The organism is Escherichia sp. E10V5 (assembly GCF_004212315.1).
GTDB lineage: Bacteria > Pseudomonadota > Gammaproteobacteria > Enterobacterales > Enterobacteriaceae > Escherichia.
The window spans coordinates 13,209-35,095 of the sequence record NZ_RHJM01000018.1; the positions used below are offsets into that span (position 1 = coordinate 13,209).

A 21,887-nucleotide genomic window follows, 5' to 3' on the forward strand; every position below is an offset into this window, starting at 1 on the left:
TTGAATCATGAGCGGAAAACCAGCGGCGCGTCAGGGAGATATGACTCAGTATGGCGGTCCCATTGTCCAGGGTTCGGCGGGGGTACTGATAGGCGAGCCCACCGGCGTGGCGTGCTCGGTGTGTCCGGGCGGGATGACCTCGGGCAACCCGGTGAACCCGTTGCTGGGGGCGAAGGTGCTGCCCGGCGAGACGGACCTTGCGCTGCCCGGCCCTCTGCCGCTCATTCTCTCCCGCACCTACAGCAGCTACCGGACCCGGACGCCTGCACCGGTGGGCGTTTTCGGTCCCGGCTGGAAAGCGCCTTCTGATATCCGCTTACAGCTACGCGATGATGGACTGATACTCAACGACAACGGCGGGCGGAGCATTCACTTTGAGCCGCTGCTGCCGGGTGAGGCGGTGTACAGCCGCAGCGAGTCCCTGTGGCTGGTGCGTGGCGGTCAGGCAGCGCAGCCGGACGGGCATACGCTGGGGCTGCTGTGGGCGTCGCTGCCGCCGGATATCCGGTTAAGTCCGCATCTTTACCTGGCGACCAACAGCGCACAGGGGCCGTGGTGGATACTCGGCTGGTCTGAGCGGGTGCCGGGTGCTGAGGACGTACTGCCAGCGCCGCTGCCGCCGTACCGGGAGCTGACGGGGCTGGCGGACCGCTTCGGGCGGACGCTGACGTACCGGCGTGAGGCCGCCGGTGACCTGGCCGGGGAAATCACCGGCGTTACGGACGGTGCCGGGCGGGAGTTCCGTCTGGTGCTGACCACGCAGGCGCAGCGTGCGGAAGAGGCCCGCACCCCTTCGCTATCTTCCTCTGACAGTCCCCGTCCTCTCCCTGCCTCAGCTATCCCCGACACGCAGCCCGGTACCGAATACGGCGCTGACAACGGCATCCGTCTTTCAGCGGTGTGGCTGACGCACGACCCGGCATACCCGGAGAGCCTGCCCGGTGCGCCACTGGCGCGGTACACGTATACGGAAGCCGGTGAACTGCTGGCGGTATATGACCGCAGCAATACGCAGGTGCGTGCTTTCACGTATGACCCGCAGCACCCGGGCCGGATGGTGGCGCACCGTTACGCGGGAAGGCCGGAGATGTGTTACCGCTACGACGATGCGGGGCGGGTGACAGAGCAACTGAACCCGGCAGGGTTAAGCTACCGCTATCTTTATGAGCAGGACCGCATCACCGTCACGGACAGCCTGAACCGGCGTGAGGTGCTGCATACAGAAGGCGGGGCCGGGCTGAAGCGGGTGGTGAAAAAAGAACAGGCAGACGGCAGCGTCACGCGCAGCGGGTATGACGCGGCAGGAAGGCTCACGGCGCAGACGGACGCGGCAGGACGGCGGACAGAGTACGGCCTGAATGTGGTGTCAGGCGATATCACGTACATCACCACGCCGGACGGGCAGGAAACGAAATTTTACTATAACGACGGGAACTAGGTGACGGCGGTGGTGTACCCGGACGGTCTGGAGAGCCGCCGGGAATATGATGAGCTGGACAGACTGGTATCGGAGACGTCGCGCAGCGGGGAGACAGTACGCTACCGCTACGATGATGCGTACAGTGAGTTACCGGCGACGACAACGGATGCGACGGGCAGCACCCGGCAGATGACCTGGAGCCTCTACGGGCAGTTGCTGGCGTTCACCGACTGCTCGGGCTACCAGACCCGCTATAAATACGACCGCTTCGGCCAGATGACGGCGGTCCACCGCGAGGAAGGCATCAGCCTTTACCGCCGCTATGACAACCGTGGCCGGTTGGTCTCAACAAAAGATACGCAGGGCCATGAAACGCGGTATGAGTACAACGCCGCAGGCGACCTGACTGCCGTCATTACCCCGGACGGCAACCGGAGCGAGACACAGTACGATGCGTGGGGAAAAGCGGTCAGCACCACCCAGGGCGGGCTGACGCGCAGTATGGAGTATGATGCTGCCGGACGTGTCACCACGCTGACCAACGAGAACGGCAGCCACAACGACTTCGGTTACGATGCGCTGGACCGGCTGGTACAGCAGGGCGGCTTTGACGGGCGGACGCAACGTTATCATTATGACCTGACCGGAAAACTCACGCAGAGCGAGGACGAGGGACTTATCATCCTCTGGCACTACGACGAATCGGACCGTATCACTCATCGCACGGTGAACGGCGAAGCGGCAGAGCAGTGGCAGTACGACGCCCACGGCTGGCTGACAGACATCAGCCATCTCAGCGAAGGCCACCGGGTGGCGGTGCATTACGGCTATGACGCCAGAGGCCGCCTGACCAGTGAGCGCCAGACGGTGCATAACCCGGAGACGGGAGAACAGCTCTGGCAGTATGAGACCCGGCACGCGTACAACGAACAGGGGCTGGCAAACCGCGTCATACCGGACAGCCTGCCGCCGGTGGAGTGGCTGACGTATGGCAGCGGTTACCTGGCGGGAATGAAGCTGGGCGGGACGCCACTAGTCGAGTACACACGGGACAGGCTGCACCGGGAGACGGCGCGCAGCTTTGGCAATAATGCATACGAACTGACCAGCACATATACCCCCGCAGGTCAGTTACAGAGTCAGCACCTGAACAGCCTGGTGTATGACCGTGACTACGGGTGGAATGACAACGGCGACCTGGTGCGCATCAGCGGCCCACGACAGACGCGGGAATACGGCTACAGTGCCACGGGCAGGCTGGCGAGTGTGCGCACCCTCGCACCGGACCTGGACATCCGCATCCCGTATGCCACGGACCCGGCAGGCAACCGCCTGCCCGACCCGGAGCTGCACCCGGACAGCACCCTCAGCATGTGGCCGGATAACCGCATTGCGGAGGATGCGCACTATGTTTATCACTATGATGAATACGGCAGACTGACGGAGAAGACGGACCGCATCCCGGCGGGTGTGATACGGACGGACGACGAGCGGACCCACCACTACCACTACGACAGCCAGCACCGCCTGGTGTTCTATACGCGGATACAGCATGAGGAGCCGCAGGTGGAGAGCCGCTACCTCTACGACCCGCTGGGCCGCCGGACGGGTAAACGGGTGTGGCGTCGCGGGCGTGACCTGACGGGGTGGATGTCGCTGTCGCGTAAACCGGAGGTGACGTGGTACGGCTGGGACGGAGACCGCCTGACGACGGTGCAGACTGACACCACGCGTATCCAGACGGTATACGAGCCGGGGAGCTTCACGCCACTCATCCGCATCGAAACGGCGAACGGCGAGCGGGAGAAAGCGCAGCGCCGCAGCCTGGCGGAGAAGCTCCAGCAGGAAGGGAGTGAGGACGGGCACGGCGTGGTGTTCCCGGCTGAACTGGTGCGGCTGCTGGACAGGCTGGAGGGAGAAATACGGGCAGACCGCGTGAGCCGTGAAAGCCACGCGTGGCTTGCGCAGTGCGGGCTGACGGTGGAGCAACTGGCCAGACAGGTGGAGCCGGAATACACACCGGCGCGAAACGTTCATCTTTACCACTGCGACCACCGGGGCCTGCCGCTGGCGCTCATCAGCGAAGACGGCAATATGGCGTGGCGCGCGGAATATGATGAATGGGGCAACCAGCTTAACGAAGAGAGCCCGCATCACCTGTATCAGCCATACCGTCTGCCGGGGCAACAGTATGATGAGGAGTCGGGGTTGTACTATAATCGTCACCGGTACTATGATCCGTTGCAGGGCAGGTATATCACCCAGGATCCGATTGGGCTGAAGGGGGGATGGAATTTTTATCAGTATCCGTTGAATCCGATAACTGATATTGACCCGTTGGGATTAGCGACCTGTTTATACAGCATAACTTTAGGTATGCTTTCATGCGTTTCAGATACGCAAAATGATGATAACTCTTATGACGTGCTTACTATTCCAGTCGCCTCTGGTAATAATGGTAATAATATGCAATGTAAAAATAATCCTGGTTGTACACAATTACAAAATAGAGGCCCAATACCTCAAGGGGTATGGAGCTGGAATGTTAATGGTCCTGGAGCAACCAATAGAAAACCTAATGGTATACGTTTAGTACCGTCAGCAAATACAGAAACATATAATCGTGATGGATTTTTAACACATAGTTGTTTAAACGCTTTCGGTCCGTCTTTAGGACCTCGATTCTGTTCCGAGGGTTGTATAACTGGTTCATCTAATGACATGCAAAAATTAAATGAGTTAATATTTTCAGAGCCAGATAGCACATTAACAGTTACGGACTAAAAAATATGGCAAGGTTATTAACAATTGTATTTTTTTTCTCTATTTCTGCGAGTGCAGTTACTGCAAGACAATTTCAGAGAGAGTTAGATTTGGCAGACAAAGCAATATTATGGGCACTAATATCAGCCAGTACTAAAGAGGGACGAAAAGCGTGTTCACTTAGCTATTTTGCCTGTAAGGCCGCAGAGGCTGAACTCGGACTGGCATATATGGCTGCGAATGATAACAAGGAATTTCTCACATCCTTATCTAATATAATGAGGTACAAAATAGATGCTGGACTTTCCGAATCCTATACATGCTATTTATTAAGTAAGGGAAAGATCATAAGACCATATCTGAAAAATCTAAATCCACACCAACTTGCCGCTGATTGCATTGAAACTGTAAATAAAATAAAAAATAAGAATAAAAAATCATTGATATAAATTCAGTTAATATTTGCAGTGATGATAAAAATATAAAGTGGAGAGTTAATAGTACTATTATGGCCATTGATGATTCTATAAAATGCATCGATGAATAATAAGTTAATTGTATTTAACTATATATTAATCAGGGAAAGATCACGGTGTGCCGTAGGCACAAAGATGCAAAACGGGACGTTTTGCATGTAATAAGCATAAGCTTGTGAAGAGATGGTGGCAGGCCCACCGGGATCTGCTGTCGGAAGTCGGTCCCAAACAACCCCGGCTGCTGTGGTAAAGAGCCATGGTAGTGAGCGCAGGGGGAACGGTCAGACGAGATCTGATTCTATGTGAGATACAGTGAGATGAGTAAAACCGAACCTGTGTTGAAACGTCGTTAGTCCTGAGTGACATCAAAACCGGAGGTTTCGTGATACCGCCGGGATAAATTTACGAGTGAATTCCGAATGCTGCGTGAATGGTGTCCGGCGTAAAGCAGGCATGACGCTGTATCAGGCTCTTTGCAGGAACTACGGGAACCGGTCGTCGCAATGTCAAGAGAGAAATACAAATAACCGAAATTATGAGTATGAGAGTATCGATGTGCGAAACCGGGGCTGAGCTGTTCGTAGTAGTGAGGAAGCGTTTGTAATGAACGTGGAGCGAAGGGACAGCGTCGGGCAGTCTGCATCACAGCCCAACTGTAGGCAGGAGGAGGCTGTGTGTGAACAGACAAAACCGTTTCAGGTCAGTAAATTGCATGTGGTGGAAGCGTACCGGCGGGTAAGGGCGAATGCCGGAGCTGCCGGAGTGGATAACCAGACGCTGAAAGATTTTGAGCAGGATCTGAAAGGAAATCTGTACAAAATCTGGAGCCGGTTATCGTCGGGAAGCTGGATGCCGCCGCCAGTGCGTGCGGTGGAAATTCCGAAGATATTGTCTAAAGCTGTTTTTCATTGCTTATACATGATCAAATACTCCTTACATAATTAAGGAGAACAAAATTGAACTTAAAAAATTGATGGGACATATTTCTATTATCCCCGATTACAGACAAGCCTGGAAAGTGGAGCATAAATTGTCAGATATTCTACCGTTGACTATTTGTACCGTTATTTCTGGTGCAGAAGGTTGGGAAAATATAGATTATTTTTGGGAAACACATCTCGATTTTTTGAAGCAATATGGTGATTTTGAAAATGGTATTCCTGTTCACGATACTATTGCCAGAGTTGTATCCTGTATCAGTCCTGCAAAATTTCATGAGTGCTTTATTAACAGGATGCGTGACTGCCATTCCTCAAATGATAAAGACATCATTGCAATTGATGGAAAAACGCTCCGGCACTCTTATGACAAGAGTCGCCGCAAGGGAGCGATTCATGTCCTTAGTGCGTTCTCAACAATGCACAGTCTGGTCATCGGACAGATTAAGGCGGATGAGAAATCTAATGAGATTATAGCTATCCCTGAACTTCTTAACATGTTGGATATTAAAGGAAGAATCATCACAACTGATGCGATGGGGTGCCAGAAAGATATTGCAGAGAAGATACAAAAACAGGGAGGTGATTATTTATTCGCTGTAAAAGGAAACCAGGGGCGGCTTAATAAAGCCTTTGAGGAAAAATTTCCGCTGAAAGAATTAAATAATCCAGAGCATGACAGTTACGCAATTAGTGAAAAGAGTCACGGCAGAGAAAAAATCCGTCTTCACATTGTTTGCGATGTCCCTGATGAACTTATTGATTTCACCTTTGAATGGAAAGGACTGAAAAAATTATGCGTGGCAGTCTCCTTTCGGTCAATAATAGCAGAAAAAAAGAAAGAGCCAGAAATGATGGTCAGATATTATATCAGTTCTGCTGATTTAACCGCAGAGAAGTTCGCCACAGCGATCCGAAATCACTGGTACGTAGAGAATAAGCTGCACTGGCGTCTGGACGTGGTAATGAATGAAGACGACTGCAAAATAAGAAGAGGAAACGCAGCAGAATTATTTTCAGGGATACGGCACATCGCTATTAATATTTTGACGAATGATAAGGTATTCAAGGCAGGGTTAAGACGTAAGATGCGAAAAGCAGCTATGGACAGAAGCTATCTGGCGTCAGTCCTTGCGGGGAGCGGACTTTCGTAATCTTGCCCTGTGCGGCTATTGCAACTGGTGCTACAATTGGCGCAGGGTATGTTATATATAGAGTGATTCGATTTATACCTTCACTTGCGCCACCTCTTTGGTGGTCGATACCTGCAAACGTTGTTACTCCATGATTAAAACGGATAATGGAGATGATATAATGAGCGATTTTGACATTGTGAGTTCAATTGACTGGCATGATGGGGTTTTGTTAGAAGTAAAAACGACATTCAAAGAATCTCATTTTAACATGACGTTATTTATTGATATTTATAAAAATGAGAGCATTAGAGAAAAAATGATAGTTGAATTTTCTGATATAGATGGTTTAGTGTTCGCTATGGATTCTGCTGAGTTAATCGATAATCACAAGTCAGGTAATATAAGTAATGGGTATATAAAGAAAATAAAAAACAAAAGGATATATAAATTTTTTCTTTATTTTTCTGATGGCTTATTAAGCATGTCATTTAAAAGTTTACAATTAATAAAACCATTAGAGTAACCAAATAAAAGGACTGGAGGAATCAGGGGAAGAGCCAGGGAAAGATCATCAGAAGTACACTTTTTGTACTGAATAATTCGCATTTTATGTTCAATAATTGAGACATTCCTTATTACCTAAAGCTGTTTTTCATTGCTTATACATGATCAAATACTCCTTACATAATTAAGGAGAACAAAATGGAACTTAAAAAATTGATGGAACATATTTCTATTATCCCCGATTACAGACAAGCCTGGAAAGTGGAGCGCAAATTGTCAGATATGCTTCTGTTGACTATTTTTGCTGTTATTTTTGGTGCAGAAGGATGGGAAGATATAGAGGATTTTGGAGAAACGCATCTCGATTTTTTGAAGCGATATGGTGATTTTGAAAATGGTATTCCTGGAGCCTGTACATAGATTTGTGTAATTGCCTGATTTTGATATGTTCAATTCAACATCAAATGAAGGTTAAATTATGGACGACAAACAATTGCAGGCTCTGGCTAACGAACTGGCCAAAAATCTCAAAACCCCTGAAGATCTCAGTCAGTTCGATCGCTTGCTCAAGAAAATCAGTGTTGAGGCTGCTCTCAACGCTGAACTGACTCACCATCTGGGACATGAAAAAAATCAGCCCAAATCGGGAACCAACTCCCGTAATGGCTATTCCACGAAAACCGTCACCACTACCGACGGGCCGATGGAATTACGTACTCCACGTGATCGCGATGGTTCCTTCGAACCACAACTGGTGAAGAAAAATCAGACCCGCATTACCGGCATGGACAACCAGATCCTGGCGCTGTATGCCAGAGGGATGACTACCCGCGAAATTACCTCAGCCTTCAAAGAAATGTACGATGCAGACGTCTCTCCGGCGCTGATATCGAAAGTCACCGATGCCGTAATCGACCAGGTTGTAGAATGGCAAAACCGTCCTCTGGATGCGATTTATCCCATTGTTTATCTTGACTGTATTGTCCTGAAAGTACGGCAGGACAGCCGGGTTATCAACAAAGCGGTGTTCCTGGCTCTGGGTATTAACCTTGATGGTCAGAAAGAGCTGCTGGGTATGTGGCTGGCCGAAAATGAAGGTGCAAAGTTCTGGCTGAATGTACTGACGGAACTGAAAAATCGCGGCCTGAACGATATCCTTATCGCCTGTGTGGACGGCCTGAAAGGCTTCCCGGAAGCGATTAATGCCGTCTACCCGGAAACGCAGATCCAGTTGTGCATAGTACACATGGTACGCAACAGCCTGCGGTTCGTGGCGTGGAAAGACTATAAAGCGGTAACCCGTGACCTGAAACAGGTTTACCGCGCAGCCACGGAAGAAGGCGCGTTGCAGGCGCTGGATGCGTTCGGGAAGGAATGGGATGCACGGTACCCGCAGATAAGTCGCAGCTGGCGGGAAAACTGGCCGAATGTTGCCACCTTCTTCGTGTACCCGGAGACGATCCGCAAGGTTATCTACACCACTAACGCAATCGAATCGCTGAATAGCGTCATCAGACATGCGATAAAGAAACGGAAAGTGTTCCCGACAGATGAATCGGTGAAAAAAGTGGTGTGGCTGGCTATCCAGTCAGCCTCACAGAAATGGACGATGCCACTTCAGGACTGGCGGATAGCCATGAGTCGCTTTATTATCGAGTTCGGTGACCGCCTTGACGGTCACTTCTGAGAAAGGCATTTACACAGAATGATGTACAGGCTCTATTCCTGTTCACGATACCCTTGCCAGAGTTGTATCCTGTATCAGTCCTGCAAAATTTCATGAGTGCTTTATTAACCGGATGTGTGAATGTCATTCTTCAGATGACAAAGACGTCATCGCGATTGATGGAAAAGCACTTCCACACTCCTATGATAAAAGTCATCGCAGGAGAGCGGGCTTTCGTAATCTAGCCCAGCTCCCGGCCCTAAACACAACCCCCACTCACCACAACCTAAACTCATCCGCATCACGCCATGCCGGAAACTTTTCTCTATATTCCCGCAATGCCATCATCGACAGCTCCGCATCAATGCGCGTTGCCTGATGCGCGTCGGCAGTAGCGATAATCTCGCCTTGTGGATTAATCACCCGGCTGTCACCGCGATAATGGCAGCCGTTGCCATCGCTGCCGACGCGATTGCATCCCGCCACATACGCCTGATTCTCAATCGCGCGGGCCGTCAGCAATGCCTGCCAGTGCAGAGAGCGCGGAGCAGGCCAGTTGGCGACGTACAGGGCGAGGTCATAATCGTTGAGATTGCGCGACCACACTGGAAAGCGCAGGTCGTAGCACACCAGCGGCAAAATACGCCAGCCGCGCCATTCCACAATCACTCGCGCATTGCCCGCTTTATAATGCAGATGCTCATCTGCCATTCGGAACAGATGACGCTTATCATAAAAATGTACCGTGCCGCCCGGCTCAACCAGCAAAAAGCGGTTAACCGAACCAGACTCCGTTTGTAATGCAACACTGCCTGCAATTAGCGTATTGCACTGCTGCGCTTTGGCTGTCATCCAGTTCACTACGTCATCTTGTGCTAGCGACGAAGCTGCCGCTTCCATGGCAAAGCCGCTGGTAAACATCTCCGGTAGAACGATCACATCGCGCCCGGTAATACCTTCCAGTTGACGATCAAAATGGCGCAGGTTGGCAGGACCATCCATCCACACCAACGGTTGCTGCAAAAGCGTAATCTTCAAACCTGGCACGGTGTACAACTCCTTTATGCGAAGGGTTTTATAACTTTAACACCTTATCAGGCTATTACCTTACTGCGGAATAAATTGATAACAAATGCTGATATTGGAAATATCTGATTTGCAAATTATCGTGTTATCGCCAGGCTTTAGGAGGTTAATAACATGGGCAGGATAAGCTCGGGAGGAATGATGTTTAAGGCAATAACGACAATCGCCGCACTGGTCATCGCCACCAGTGCAATGGCGCAGGATGATTTAACTATTAGCAGCCTGGCAAAGGGCGAAACCACCAAAGCTGCGTTTACTCAGATGGTGCAAGGGCATAAGCTGCCTGCCTGGGTGATGAAAGGCGGTACGTATACTCCCGCACAAATCGTGACATTGGGAGATGAGACGTATCAGGTGATGAGCGCGTGCAAACCGCATGACTGTGGCTCGCAACGTATCGCTGTGATGTGGTCCGAGAAATCTAATCAGATGACGGGGCTGTTCTCGACCATTGACGAGAAAACGTCGCAAGAGAAACTCACCTGGCTGAATGTGAACGATGCACTCTCGATTGATGGTAAAACGGTGCTGTTCGCGGCGTTGACCGGCAGCCTGGAAAACCATCCGGATGGCTTTAATTTTAAATAATTAGCGGATAAAGAAACGGAGCCTTTCGGCTCCGTTATTCAATTACGCGGCTTCAACTTTCCGCACTTTCTCCGGTAACTTTACCGGCTTCGTCGCCAGCTCTTCCGGCTCAAAGTCATCAACGTTAATACTGCGCAGACGGCTTTCTTCCGCTTTCACCAGAATGGCGGCTTCATCTTTATCAATCAGCCCCTTCGCCAGCGCGTTGTGTGCCAGTTCATCCAGACGGGTAAACGGCAGGTTTTTACCCAGCTCTTTACAGATCCGCTGATGAATCGGGTCGGCGGCAATCACATCCACCAGCGCCTCTTCCAGTAAACCTACCGGGTTATGCTCGCTCGGCGTCAGGTACTGACCGCGCCCAATGCGGGAACGGGTGGCGTTCGGCACTTGTAAAATCTTCGCCACCTTATGATCCAGCTTGTCAGAAGGTGCCAGATAATGACGTCCGGTCGGGAAGATCACCACATTCAGCAGTCCGGCAACCACGCGGTTCGGGAAGTTTTGCAGTAAATCATCCATCGCCTGTTCAGCCTGATACAGCGCATCCTGTACGCCCCAGTGCACCAGCGGCAGGTCAGCTTCATTGCGGCCTTCATCGTCATAACGCTTCAGAACGGCAGAGGCAAGGTAAAGCTGACTTAAAATATCACCCAGACGTGCCGAGATACGTTCGCGACGTTTCAGGCTGCCGCCCAGCACCGCCATCGAGACATCAGAAAGCAGGGCGAGGTTGGCGCTCAGGCGGTTCAGGTGTTGATAGTAGCGTTTAGTGGCATCGCCGGTTGGCGTGCTGCTGGTTAAACCGCGCGTCAGGCCCAGCCAGAAGCTGCGAACTTTGTTGCTACCGACGTGACCGATATGTTTGAACAGCAGTTTATCGAACGCGTTAACGTCATTGTTCTTCGCTGCTTCCATCTCTTCCAGCACGTACGGATGGCAACGAATCGCCCCCTGACCGAAGATCATCATGCTGCGGGTCAGAATGTTAGCCCCTTCAACGGTGATGGCAATCGGTGCACCCTGGTAAGCTCGCGCCAGGAAGTTGCTCTGCCCGAGCATAATGCCTTTACCGCCGGTAATATCCATCGCATCAATAATCGACTGCTGCCCGCGGTGGGTACAGTGATACTTGACGATAGCCGACAGCACGGCAGGTTTTTCACCGAGCATAATGCCGTAGGTAATCAGCGATGCCGCAGCATCCATCACGTAAGCATTACCGGCAATACGCGCCAGCGGCTCTTCAATCCCTTCCATCTTACCGATAGAGATTTTGAACTGACGGCGAATGTGCGCATACGCGCCCGTTGCCAGCGCTACCGATTTCACGCCGCCGGTTGAGTTGGAAGGCAGGGTGATGCCGCGGCCTACCGAGAGACACTCCACCAGCATCCGCCAGCCTTGCCCGGCCATTTTCGGCCCGCCGATAATGTAGTCGATCGGCACGAAGACATCTTTACCGCGCGTCGGTCCGTTCTGGAACGGTACGTTCAGCGGGAAGTGGCGACGACCAATTTCCACGCCCGGCGTGGTGGTCGGGATCAGCGCACAGGTAATACCTAAATCTTCTGCGCCACCCAGCAGTTTTTCCGGGTCGGAGAGCTTAAACGCCAGACCAAGCACGGTCGCAATGGGGGCCAGCGTAATGTAGCGTTTGTTCCAGGTCAGACGCATCCCCAACACCTGCTGGCCCTGCCACTCACCCATGCAGACAATCCCGGTGTCCGGAATCGCGCCCGCATCGGAACCCGCTTCCGGGCTGGTCAGTGCAAAGCAAGGGATCTCCTGACCACGCGCCAGACGCGGCAGATAGTGATTTTTCTGCTCGTCAGTGCCGTAATGTTGCAGCAGCTCGCCCGGGCCTAATGAGTTCGGCACGCCGACGGTAATCGCCAGGATCCCGCTCACGCCGGAGAGTTTTTGCAGCACGCGAGACTGGGCATAAGCTGAGAACTCCAGCCCGCCGTACTCTTTTTTGATGATCATCGCGAAGAAACGATGCTCTTTCAGATACGCCCACAGCTCCGGCGGCAGATCCGCCAGTTCATGGGTAATCTGGAAATCATTCGCCATCCGGCAGGCTTCTTCTACCGGGCCGTCGAGAAACGCTTGCTCTTCGGCAGTCAGGCGCGGCTGCGGATAGTTATGCAGCTTTTTCCAGTCCGGCTTGCCCTGGAACAAATCGCCTTCCCACCATGTGGTGCCTGCGTCGATCGCTTCTTTCTCAGTGCGCGACATTGGCGGCATCACTTTACGGAAACCGCGAAATACCGGCGCGGAAATCATCGACTTACGCATAGGTGCAAAGTTAAACGGCACAAGGATAATGGCCAGAGGCACCAGTACCCACGCCGACCACAGACCAGCAACGCCGAGGGCGGCTGTCCAGGCGAGCAAAATCAGACTGCTGATAAATAAGCTCACGCGGTGATAGAACAACGCGCCGAGCAGGACAACCGTAGCGAGAATACTCAAAATCATCATAACGAAAAGCCCCTTACTTGTAGGAGGTCCGACCACTTGTGATGATATGGTTGTAGTGGATGTAAAAATATTTAGCAATGTGTTTACAATATAATTACAACGAAGCTCACATTGTTGCTGTTTTTATCCGCACTTTGGGTCAAAAAGTCCTGGTCATTCCACCGCGCTGGTCTTCTCGCTTTTGGTGGTATCCGGTACACTGCATTTTGTCTAATTCATTTATGCTGAAGGATATCCTCATGTACCAGGATCTTATTCGTAACGAACTGAACGAAGCGGCGGAAACGCTGGCTAACTTTTTAAAAGATGACGCCAATATTCACGCCATTCAGCGCGCGGCGGTCCTGTTAGCAGACAGCTTTAAAGCCGGTGGCAAGGTGCTTTCCTGTGGCAACGGCGGCTCCCATTGCGACGCCATGCACTTTGCCGAAGAGTTGACCGGTCGCTACCGTGAAAACCGTCCGGGCTACCCGGCGATTGCCATTTCTGACGTTAGTCATATTTCCTGCGTCGGTAACGATTTTGGTTTCAATGATATTTTCTCCCGCTACGTTGAAGCCGTAGGACGCGAAGGCGATGTGCTGCTGGGGATCTCCACCTCCGGTAACTCAGCAAACGTGATCAAAGCGATTGCGGCGGCGCGTGAGAAGGGGATGAAAGTGATCACCCTGACCGGTAAAGACGGCGGTAAAATGGCTGGCACGGCGGATATCGAAATTCGCGTTCCGCACTTTGGTTATGCCGACCGCATTCAGGAGATTCACATTAAAGTGATCCATATCCTGATCCAGTTGATTGAAAAAGAGATGGTTAAGTAAGTCTGGCGTAGGTCGGATAAGGCGTTTACGCCGCATCCGGCATTTGTGCTCTGATGCCTGATGCGACGCTGACGCGTCTTATCATGCCTACAAATCTGTACCCGAACCGTAGGCCGAATAATGCGTTTACGCCGCATCCGACCTGAAAATTCTTAAATCAATCTTCGCCGGGGGCCATGTGCTCCCGCTGTTGTGGAGGTTACCGATGTGCGAATTGCTCGGGATGAGCGCCAACGTCCCTACCGATATCTGCTTTAGTTTCACCGGGCTTGTGCAGCGTGGTGGTGGAACCGGGCCACATAAAGATGGCTGGGGCATCACCTTTTACGAAGGTAAAGGCTGTCGCACATTTAAAGATCCACAACCCAGCTTTAATTCCCCCATCGCCAAACTGGTCCAGGACTATCCGATAAAATCCTGTTCGGTTGTGGCTCATATTCGCCAGGCCAATCGGGGCGAGGTGGCACTGGAAAATACTCACCCGTTTACCCGCGAGTTATGGGGACGCAACTGGACTTATGCCCATAACGGGCAACTGACGGGCTACAAATCACTGGAAACTGGCAACTTCCGCCCAGTAGGTGAAACCGACAGCGAAAAAGCCTTCTGCTGGCTGCTGCATAAATTAACGCAGCGTTACCCGCGCACGCCGGGCAACATGGCAGCAGTGTTTAAATATATCGCCTCACTGGCGGACGAACTGCGGCAGAAGGGCGTTTTCAACATGCTGCTTTCGGATGGGCGCTATGTAATGGCGTATTGCTCGACTAATTTACACTGGATCACCCGCCGCGCGCCGTTTGGCGTGGCAACGTTGCTGGATCAGGATGTGGAAATCGACTTCAGCTCGCAGACCACACCGAATGATGTGGTCACGGTGATTGCGACACAGCCGCTGACGGGCAATGAAACCTGGCAAAAGATTATGCCAGGCGAATGGCGCTTATTTTGCCTCGGGGAGCGTGTAGTTTGATGCCAGCTGTGGTTGCACCACTTCGTGGCTCAACGGCTTGCTGACCACGTAACGACCATTGACCACAGAAACGGTCGGTGGCTTACGGGTCTGTTCAAAGTAGTCATAGCCTGGCTTCAGTTGCTCCCAGAAGTCCTTAAAGTTGGAATATTTATGGCGCTTCATATTAGCGTCGGTCATGCGGAACGGGTAAATACTCACCTGCACGCTCGGCTGACCAAATACCAGCGCGCCAGTAACGAACTGGAAGATCTCATCAATACCCTGATTGGTCATTGCGTAGCAGCCGATGGAAACACAATCGCCGTGGATCATCAGGTATTTCCCTTCATAACCATGCGCACGGTCATAGGCATTGGGGAAACCAATATTAATCGCTTTGTAGTAACGGCTGTCAGGTTTTAACTGATTACGCTGAACGCTATAAAACCCTTCCGGACTTTTAAAATCGCCCTGACGCTGTTTGGGTCCTAACCCGCCGGAATATTTACAGATTTTATAACTGTCGAGCAGTTGATATTGCTCGCCCATTTTGACGTAGAGATCGAGCGTACGTTCTTCCTTGAAGATCTGAATGTAGACAGGGGATCCCATCAACTGCTGCTTATACTCTTTGCTCACTGGCGTGGTAGAGCTACTGCTGCCCAGCAAACCGGCGAATGAAACACACGGGATCAACAACATCGCAAGAATTAATGCGATTTTACGCATACTGCTTATTCCTTGATAAAACGGTTACACACGCCAGGACGGCAAAATAGATCCCAAATCGGAATAGTCTGGATTTGGAAGGCTCACATTATCACCAAAAGAGTTTTACGCAAGTCTGTCGGCGCTGGGTTTACAAATTTAGCATAAGTGGCGATTTTCAAAAGTCCGAAAAGCGCATGTAAAGCGGTTTATTTCTTATTTCCTAAGGTTATGAAACCTCGATAGTAATATGCAAATAAGCAATTAATAATCCCGCCTCTCCTTCCTTTCCTCTAATATTCTCATCTTCATTCAGCCGGTTTATATCCTCCATGTATTTGTTCTCTCACGACAGATTGCTGCGCCTGGGCGTGTTTTCTTTGTCCCTTTTGCTTCCTTTACTTGCCAGCGCCACCACATCACATATCTCTTTCAGCTACGCCGCCCGCCAGCGGATGCAAAACCGTGCGCGGGTACTCAAATTGTACCAGGCACATCTGAAAAAACAGGCCGGCTACATTGTGGAAGGCAATGCCGAAAGCAGAAGGGCGCTGCGCCAGCACAACCGTGAACAGATAAAACAGCACCCGGAGTGGTTCCCAGGCCCGCTGAAGCTAAGCGACCGACGCTGGCAGTCGCTGGCGGAAAACAACCACTTTTTAAGCAGCGATCACCTGCATAACATCACCGAAGTGGCGATTCACCGCCTTGAGCAGCAGATTGGCAAGCCTTACGTCTGGGGCGGCACGCGGCCCGATCAAGGCTTCGACTGTAGCGGGTTGGTTTTTTATGCCTACAACAAGATCCTTGAGGCGAAACTCCCGCGCACGGCCAATGAGATGTATCACTACCATCGGGCAACGATTGTGGCGAACAACGATTTGCGCCGGGGAGATTTGCTGTTTTTCCATATCCACAGCCGCGAGATAGCCGATCATATGGGCGTGTATCTGGGCGATGGGCAATTTATCGAGTCGCCACGTACCGGCGAAACCATTCGGGTAAGCCGGTTAGCCGAACCTTTCTGGCAGAACCATTTTTTGGGCGCGCGGCGGATTTTGACGGAAGAGACGATTTTGTAAATGGAGAATACTGACGATCAGGCAAAAAATCGGATGCCATATGGCATCCGACCTGTTTACATCTGGGATGAAAACTCACGTTCTAATACATCAACAATAAGCTGATTTTTTGAAATGGAATGTTGTCTGGCGACAATGGTCAGCCGTGAATCGATGTGATGAGGAACACGAAGCGTCAGGCGTTTTTGCTCTTCTTCTTCACGAAAAGGGGCAATGCCGTCCTCTTCACAATCCGCCATCCACTCATCCAGCGCACTTTCACCTTCCCGGTACAATGCCTCAATGCTTGTCGCTACAAAGTCGCAATAACCATTTACATTGAGGAATTTGCCGCGAAATGCGTTGATATCGGCTTCAAATGTTACTGCGGCTGGTTGACCTTTAATGGTGATAATGTTCGATGCTTTATTCATAATCTACCCCTACACAGTTAACAAACCACTCCTTAAGACCTGTTACTGCGCCTTTATCCATCACATTCTTTGGATGTGGCTCATGAGTACTGAATTTGGTCGTACCAATCTGAAATTTCCTTCTGGAACCATTGTTATTTTTTATTGTTCCACCCACCGCTTTAATGAGTGCAACAACATCATCCCATTTAATTCCAGATTTTGGCGGCTCCGTCATTACATCGTCGAATGTTTTTCTATGACGAGAGCCTAGCGCGCTGACCTTAATCATACTATCAATTCATGACGTCATTGTATGGTGTCATCGTAGTCTGTTTGCAGTGTGACGTCAATCAATGGTGTCAGATGGTGCAAAGCATGGAAAAGAATCCCCAATCAACTCAACGCTCCCATAATCTTCAACTCCAGCTCATCCGGCACTTCGTTATACGACAGCACATGCAGCCCCGGCGCAAACAATCTCGCATAGCGCGCCAGCAAAGGTCGCACCTGCGGCGGCACCAACAGTACCGGGTCTTTCCCCGCCGCTTTCATCTGCTCTTTTACCTGCGGCATCGTGCTCTGGAACTGGTTGAGCATATTTGGGTCCACTGGCACGCTATCAAGCATCACTTTGCCGGCCTGTTGCGCCTGATTCACCACGTTGGTCAGCAGATTTTCCAGTTCATTATTCAGCGTATACACCGTCAGCTCCTGCTTGCGAACGAACGGATGAGTAATGCTGCGCCGCAGCGCCAGGCGCACATCAGCTGCCAGCAGAATATGATCTTTGGTCACCGTACTACTGGCGACCAGCACGGTGGCGATGGTGACGATATCGCGCAGGGAAACGCCTTCGGTCAGCAGCGCGCGATACACTTTTAGCAACTGGCTGTAATTGAGCGCCGCGCTTAAATCCTCCGCCAGGCGCGGTGCCATCGACGACAAACGGTTATGTAGCTGCGTAATATCATCATAGTTAAACAAATCAGGAATATAGCTGCGCACAATCTTATTCACATGGGTAGCAATCACGCTGGCGCTGTCGATCACCTGATATCCCATATTCAGCGCCTTCGCTTTCTGCGCAGGCTGGATCCAGGTGACCGGCATCCCGTACGCCGGGTCGTTCCCCAGCACGCCGTCAATCTCACCGTAGGTTTCGCTGGAGGGCAGGGCCATCAGTTTATCCGCCGGAATATCCGCTTCATCAGCCTTAATGCCGTTGATGAAAATAGCGTACTGGCTCGGCTTAAGGCGGAAGTTTTCCCGAATGCGGATCTCCGGCAGCAGCACGCCGTTGCCGTCGGATATCACCTGCCTTACGCCGCGAATCCGCTGGGTGAGCGGGTTACCCTGCGCTTTATCCACCAGCGCCACCAGCTTGTAGCCGAGGCTTAAACTGATGGGCTCGATCAGCGGAATGGTTTCCCAACTGACCTGTTGCTCGCTGGTTTCGGTGATGGTGCGGGTCAGCGTTTCGAGGCTTTTCTCTTCCGCCTCCGCCGCCTGCGGGCGTTTGCTCATTCGCCAGCCGGTAAAGCCCAGCAGAGCGCTGAACAGCAAAAACGGCAGGTGCGGCATTCCCGGCACCACCGCCAGCACAAACATAATCCCGGTGGCGGTGTAGAGCACAGACGGGCTTGCCAGCAGCTGGTGGCGCACGTCATGGGCAATATCGCCGTTGTCGCTGACGCGGGTGACGATTATCGCCGCCGCGGTGGAGAGCAGCAGGGAAGGGATCTGCGCCACCAGGCCGTCACCAATGGTCATCAGCACATACTGCTGGAAGGCGGCATCGGCGCTCAGGTTGTATTTAAAGATCCCGATGCAGACACCGCCGATCAGGTTGATCGCCAGAATCATCATCCCGGCGATGGCGTCCCCGCGCACAAACTTCGATGCCCCGTCCATTGCGCCGTAGAAATCGGCCTCGCTGGCAACATCTTTACGCCGGGTTTGCGCCTGTGCCTGGTTGATCAACCCGGCGTTAAGATCGGCGTCAATCGCCATCTGTTTGCCGGGCATCGCGTCCAGGGTAAAGCGGGCAGAAACCTCGGAAATACGCTCGGCCCCTTTGGTGACGACGATAAAGTTGATTGTCAACAGCGTCAGTAAATCCGAGCGTGAAAGCATTATCGCCGCGCTGCACGGGCAGTCGATTTTCAATGGCGGCGGGCTGTCGCCGTTAAATAAAATTAGCCCGTCTCATCCGCCAAAACCTGCCACCGTGGCGGTGCCGGAAGAGACGGAGAAAAAAGTGCGCGACGTTAACGAGAAAACGGCGCTGCTGAAGAAGAAATCCGCCACTGAGCTTGGCGAGCTGGCAACCAGTATTAACACCATCGCCCGTGATGCGCATATGGAAGCGAATCTGGAGATGGAGATTGTTCCCCAGGGATTACGCGTGCTGATTAAAGACGACCAGAACCGCAATATGTTTGAACGTGGCAGCGCGAAGATTATGCCGTTCTTTAAAACGCTGCTGGTGGAACTCGCGCCAGTGTTCGACTCGCTCGATAACAAAATTATTATTACCGGGCATACCGATGCGATGGCCTACAAAAACAATATCTACAACAACTGGAACCTTTCGGGCGATCGCGCGCTTTCGGCTCGTCGGGTGCTGGAAGAGGCCGGAATGCCGGAAGATAAAGTGATGCAGGTGAGCGCAATGGCGGACCAGATGCTGCTGGACGCCAAAAATCCGCAAAGCGCGGGTAATCGGCGCATTGAGATTATGGTGCTGACCAAAAGTGCGTCCGATACGCTGTATCAATACTTTGGTCAGCATGGGGATAAAGTGGTGCAGCCGCTGGTGCAAAAGCTGGATAAGCAGCAGGTGCTTTCGCAGCGAACGCGTTAAACGGTGAATCTTTACGCATTTCTCAAACCCTGAAATCACTGTATACTTTACCAGTATTGAGAGGTGAGCAATGCGTAAAATCATTCATGTGGATATGGACTGCTTTTTCGCAGCGGTGGAGATGCGCGACAATCCCGCCCTGCGCGATATCCCTATTGCTATTGGCGGCAGCCGCGAACGTCGGGGGGTGATCAGCACCGCCAATTATCCCGCGCGTAAATTCGGCGTACGCAGCGCTATGCCGACAGGGATGGCGCTCAAATTATGCCCGCATCTCACCTTGCTTCCGGGGCGCTTTGACGCCTACAAAGAAGCCTCGAATCATATCCGCGAAATTTTCTCGCGTTACACTTCGCGCATTGAACCACTGTCGCTGGATGAAGCTTATCTCGACGTCACCGATAGTGTCCATTGCCATGGTTCTGCGACCCTCATCGCCCAGGAAATCCGCCAGACGATTTTCAACGAGCTGCACCTGACGGCGTCTGCGGGCGTTGCGCCAGTTAAGTTTCTCGCCAAAATCGCCTCCGACATGAATAAACCCAACGGCCAGTTTGTGATTACTCCGGCAGAAGTTTCGGCATTTTTACAAACCTTACCGTTGGCAAAAATTCCCGGTGTTGGCAAAGTCTCGGCAGCAAAGCTGGAAGCGATGGGGCTACGAACCTGCGGTGATGTGCAAAAGTGTGATTTGGTGACGTTGCTTAAACGCTTTGGCAAATTTGGCCGCATTTTGTGGGAGCGTAGTCAGGGGATTGACGAGCGCGACGTTAACAGCGAACGGTTGCGAAAATCCGTCGGCGTGGAACGCACGATGGCGGAAGATATTCATCACTGGTCTGAATGTGAAGCGATTATCGAGCGGCTGTATCCGGAACTTGAACGCCGTCTGGCAAAGGTAAAACCTGATTTACTGATTGCTCGCCAGGGGGTGAAACTAAAGTTCGACGATTTTCAGCAAACCACCCAGGAGCATGTCTGGCCGCGGCTGAATAAAGCTGACTTAATCGCCACCGCGCGTAAAACCTGGGATGAACGTCGCGGCGGGCGCGGTGTGCGGCTGGTGGGGCTGCATGTGACGTTGCTTGACCCTCAAATGGAAAGACAACTGGTGTTGGGATTATAATGTATACTATTATGTATATTCTAGTGTGCATTATTATGAGTGGAACACTGTATGCATCGAATTCTCGCTGAAAAATCGGTCAATATCACTGAGTTACGTAAAAATCCAGCAAAATACTTTATTGATCAACCGGTTGCGGTTCTTTCTAATAATCGCCCCGCAGGATATCTCTTAAGTGCCAGCGCATTCGAAGCGTTAATGGACATGCTTGCTGAACAAGAGGAGAAAAAGCCCATAAAGGCGCGCTTCCGTCCGAGTGCTGCAAGATTAGAGGAAATTACACGCCGCGCTGAACAATATCTTAATGATATGACGGATGATGATTTAAATGACTTTAAGGAATAAGGATGCGGGTATTCAAAACAAAACTTACATTATGAATAACATACAAATAAGAAACTATCAGCCTGGCGATTTTCAGCAACTATGCGCTATTTTCATTAGAGCGGTTACGATGACCGCCAGTCAGCATTATTCTCCACAACAAATTGCCGCCTGGGCGCAAATTGACGAATCTCGCTGGAAGGAGAAACTCGCGAAATCACAAGTGCGGGTTGCCGTCATTAATGCACAACCGGTTGGTTTTATTTCCCGCATTGAACATTATATCGATATGTTATTTGTTGACCCGGAATACACCCGCCGTGGAGTTGCCAGCGCTTTGTTAAAACCTTTGATTAAGTCTGAATCTGAACTTACGGTGGACGCCAGCATAACCGCAAAACCCTTTTTTGAACGTTATGGTTTTCAGACAGTTAAGCAGCAGCGCGTTGAATGCCGGGGAGCGTGGTTTACTAATTTTTATATGCGATATAAACCGCAACATTAAATCCAGCTTGCAATGAAAATAATGCCTGCCTAGTATGTGCGCGTTTT

General features: G+C 51.5%; 17 protein-coding genes and 6 pseudogenes. 17 read left to right on the forward strand and 6 right to left on the reverse strand.

The window, feature by feature from the left end:
• Positions 1–7 precede the first annotated feature (7 nt).
• From D9738_RS13985 to D9738_RS14025, 9 genes and pseudogenes are all read left to right on the forward strand, one after another.
• Positions 8–4,204 (forward strand): annotated as a pseudogene (locus tag D9738_RS13985) (RHS element core protein).
• Positions 4,205–4,209: 5 nt separating this feature from the next.
• Positions 4,210–4,730 (forward strand): annotated as a pseudogene (locus D9738_RS13990) (Imm57 family immunity protein).
• 532 nt (positions 4,731–5,262) lie between these two features.
• Positions 5,263–5,541, forward strand: a pseudogene (locus D9738_RS13995) (group II intron reverse transcriptase/maturase); the annotation flags it as partial.
• Between the two features lie 73 nt (positions 5,542–5,614).
• The gene (locus D9738_RS14000; RefSeq protein WP_130260457.1) at positions 5,615–6,751 is read left to right on the forward strand and encodes an ISAs1 family transposase; all 1,137 of its coding nucleotides are present in this window, start codon (positions 5,615–5,617) and stop codon (positions 6,749–6,751) included.
• 62 nt (positions 6,752–6,813) lie between these two features.
• Positions 6,814–6,885 carry a hypothetical protein gene (locus D9738_RS25120; protein WP_231239850.1) on the forward strand — a complete coding sequence of 24 codons (72 nt, stop codon included), beginning with the start codon at positions 6,814–6,816 and terminating at the stop codon, positions 6,883–6,885.
• A gap of 26 nt (positions 6,886–6,911) precedes the next feature.
• Complete coding sequence (locus tag D9738_RS14010; RefSeq protein WP_130260458.1) at positions 6,912–7,256, forward strand: hypothetical protein; 345 nt, start codon at positions 6,912–6,914, stop codon at positions 7,254–7,256.
• A 179-nt stretch (positions 7,257–7,435) separates the two neighbouring features.
• A pseudogene (locus D9738_RS14015) lies at positions 7,436–7,642 on the forward strand (transposase family protein); the annotation flags it as partial.
• Between the two features lie 73 nt (positions 7,643–7,715).
• Complete coding sequence (locus D9738_RS14020; RefSeq protein WP_130260459.1) at positions 7,716–8,924, forward strand: IS256 family transposase; 1,209 nt, start codon at positions 7,716–7,718, stop codon at positions 8,922–8,924.
• A gap of 34 nt (positions 8,925–8,958) precedes the next feature.
• Positions 8,959–9,126, forward strand: a pseudogene (locus D9738_RS14025) (ISAs1 family transposase); the annotation flags it as partial.
• A gap of 53 nt (positions 9,127–9,179) precedes the next feature.
• Here D9738_RS14025 and yafV read toward each other — a convergent pair.
• The gene (gene yafV / locus D9738_RS14030; RefSeq protein ID WP_130260460.1) at positions 9,180–9,950 is read right to left on the reverse strand and encodes a 2-oxoglutaramate amidase; all 771 of its coding nucleotides are present in this window, start codon (positions 9,948–9,950) and stop codon (positions 9,180–9,182) included.
• Between the two features lie 180 nt (positions 9,951–10,130).
• Between yafV and ivy the strand changes: the two genes are divergently transcribed.
• Positions 10,131–10,577, forward strand: a complete 447-nt coding sequence (gene ivy / locus D9738_RS14035; protein ID WP_205712859.1) for an Ivy family C-type lysozyme inhibitor — start codon at positions 10,131–10,133, stop codon at positions 10,575–10,577.
• A 42-nt stretch (positions 10,578–10,619) separates the two neighbouring features.
• Here ivy and fadE read toward each other — a convergent pair whose 3' ends face one another.
• Positions 10,620–13,064 (reverse strand): acyl-CoA dehydrogenase FadE, encoded by a 2,445-nt coding sequence (gene fadE / locus D9738_RS14040; RefSeq protein ID WP_105278660.1) that lies wholly within the window; start codon positions 13,062–13,064, stop codon positions 10,620–10,622.
• Between the two features lie 239 nt (positions 13,065–13,303).
• On the opposite strand from fadE, the gene lpcA reads away from it, so the two are divergent.
• Complete coding sequence (gene lpcA, locus D9738_RS14045; protein ID WP_000284050.1) at positions 13,304–13,882, forward strand: D-sedoheptulose 7-phosphate isomerase; 579 nt, start codon at positions 13,304–13,306, stop codon at positions 13,880–13,882.
• Positions 13,883–14,087: 205 nt separating this feature from the next.
• A complete protein-coding gene (locus D9738_RS14050; protein ID WP_000333380.1) occupies positions 14,088–14,855 on the forward strand; it encodes a class II glutamine amidotransferase in 768 nt (255 codons plus the stop codon).
• Here D9738_RS14050 and dpaA read toward each other — a convergent pair.
• On the reverse strand, positions 14,826–15,566 hold the full coding sequence (gene dpaA / locus D9738_RS14055) for a peptidoglycan meso-diaminopimelic acid protein amidase (RefSeq protein ID WP_001225679.1): 741 nt from the start codon (positions 15,564–15,566) through the stop codon (positions 14,826–14,828). The two genes, D9738_RS14050 and dpaA, sit on opposite strands and share 30 nt — an antisense overlap.
• A gap of 311 nt (positions 15,567–15,877) precedes the next feature.
• Here dpaA and D9738_RS14060 point away from each other — a divergent pair, with 311 nt between their 5' ends.
• A complete protein-coding gene (locus D9738_RS14060; RefSeq protein ID WP_130260461.1) occupies positions 15,878–16,627 on the forward strand; it encodes a C40 family peptidase in 750 nt (249 codons plus the stop codon).
• Positions 16,628–16,683: 56 nt separating this feature from the next.
• Here the strand turns inward: D9738_RS14060 and D9738_RS14065 are convergent, their stop codons facing one another.
• From D9738_RS14065 to D9738_RS14075, 3 genes and pseudogenes are all read right to left on the reverse strand, one after another.
• Positions 16,684–17,040, reverse strand: coding sequence for a type II toxin-antitoxin system HicB family antitoxin (locus D9738_RS14065; RefSeq protein ID WP_130209693.1), 357 nt, complete (start codon positions 17,038–17,040; stop codon positions 16,684–16,686).
• A complete protein-coding gene (locus D9738_RS14070) occupies positions 17,033–17,311 on the reverse strand; it encodes a type II toxin-antitoxin system HicA family toxin (RefSeq protein ID WP_130209691.1) in 279 nt (92 codons plus the stop codon). The genes D9738_RS14065 and D9738_RS14070 overlap by 8 nt, the downstream gene beginning before the upstream one ends.
• A 104-nt stretch (positions 17,312–17,415) precedes the next feature.
• Positions 17,416–19,128: pseudogene (locus D9738_RS14075) on the reverse strand (flagellar biosynthesis protein FlhA); the annotation flags it as partial.
• On the opposite strand from D9738_RS14075, the gene lafU reads away from it, so the two are divergent.
• The 4 genes from lafU to D9738_RS14095 all read left to right on the forward strand — a co-directional run bounded on the left by lafU (position 19,100) and on the right by D9738_RS14095 (position 21,840).
• The gene (gene lafU, locus D9738_RS14080) at positions 19,100–19,885 is read left to right on the forward strand and encodes a putative lateral flagellar export/assembly protein LafU (RefSeq protein ID WP_165383296.1); all 786 of its coding nucleotides are present in this window, start codon (positions 19,100–19,102) and stop codon (positions 19,883–19,885) included. The pseudogene D9738_RS14075 and the gene lafU overlap by 29 nt on opposite strands.
• Positions 19,886–19,955: 70 nt before the next feature.
• Positions 19,956–21,011: a DNA polymerase IV gene (gene dinB / locus D9738_RS14085; protein ID WP_130209685.1), complete on the forward strand. Its 1,056-nt coding sequence runs from the start codon at positions 19,956–19,958 to the stop codon at positions 21,009–21,011.
• A gap of 51 nt (positions 21,012–21,062) precedes the next feature.
• A complete protein-coding gene (gene yafN / locus D9738_RS14090; RefSeq protein ID WP_089560176.1) occupies positions 21,063–21,356 on the forward strand; it encodes a type I toxin-antitoxin system antitoxin YafN in 294 nt (97 codons plus the stop codon).
• 31 nt (positions 21,357–21,387) lie between these two features.
• Complete coding sequence (locus tag D9738_RS14095) at positions 21,388–21,840, forward strand: GNAT family N-acetyltransferase (RefSeq protein WP_130209683.1); 453 nt, start codon at positions 21,388–21,390, stop codon at positions 21,838–21,840.
• The last annotated feature ends 47 nt before the right edge of the window (positions 21,841–21,887 follow it).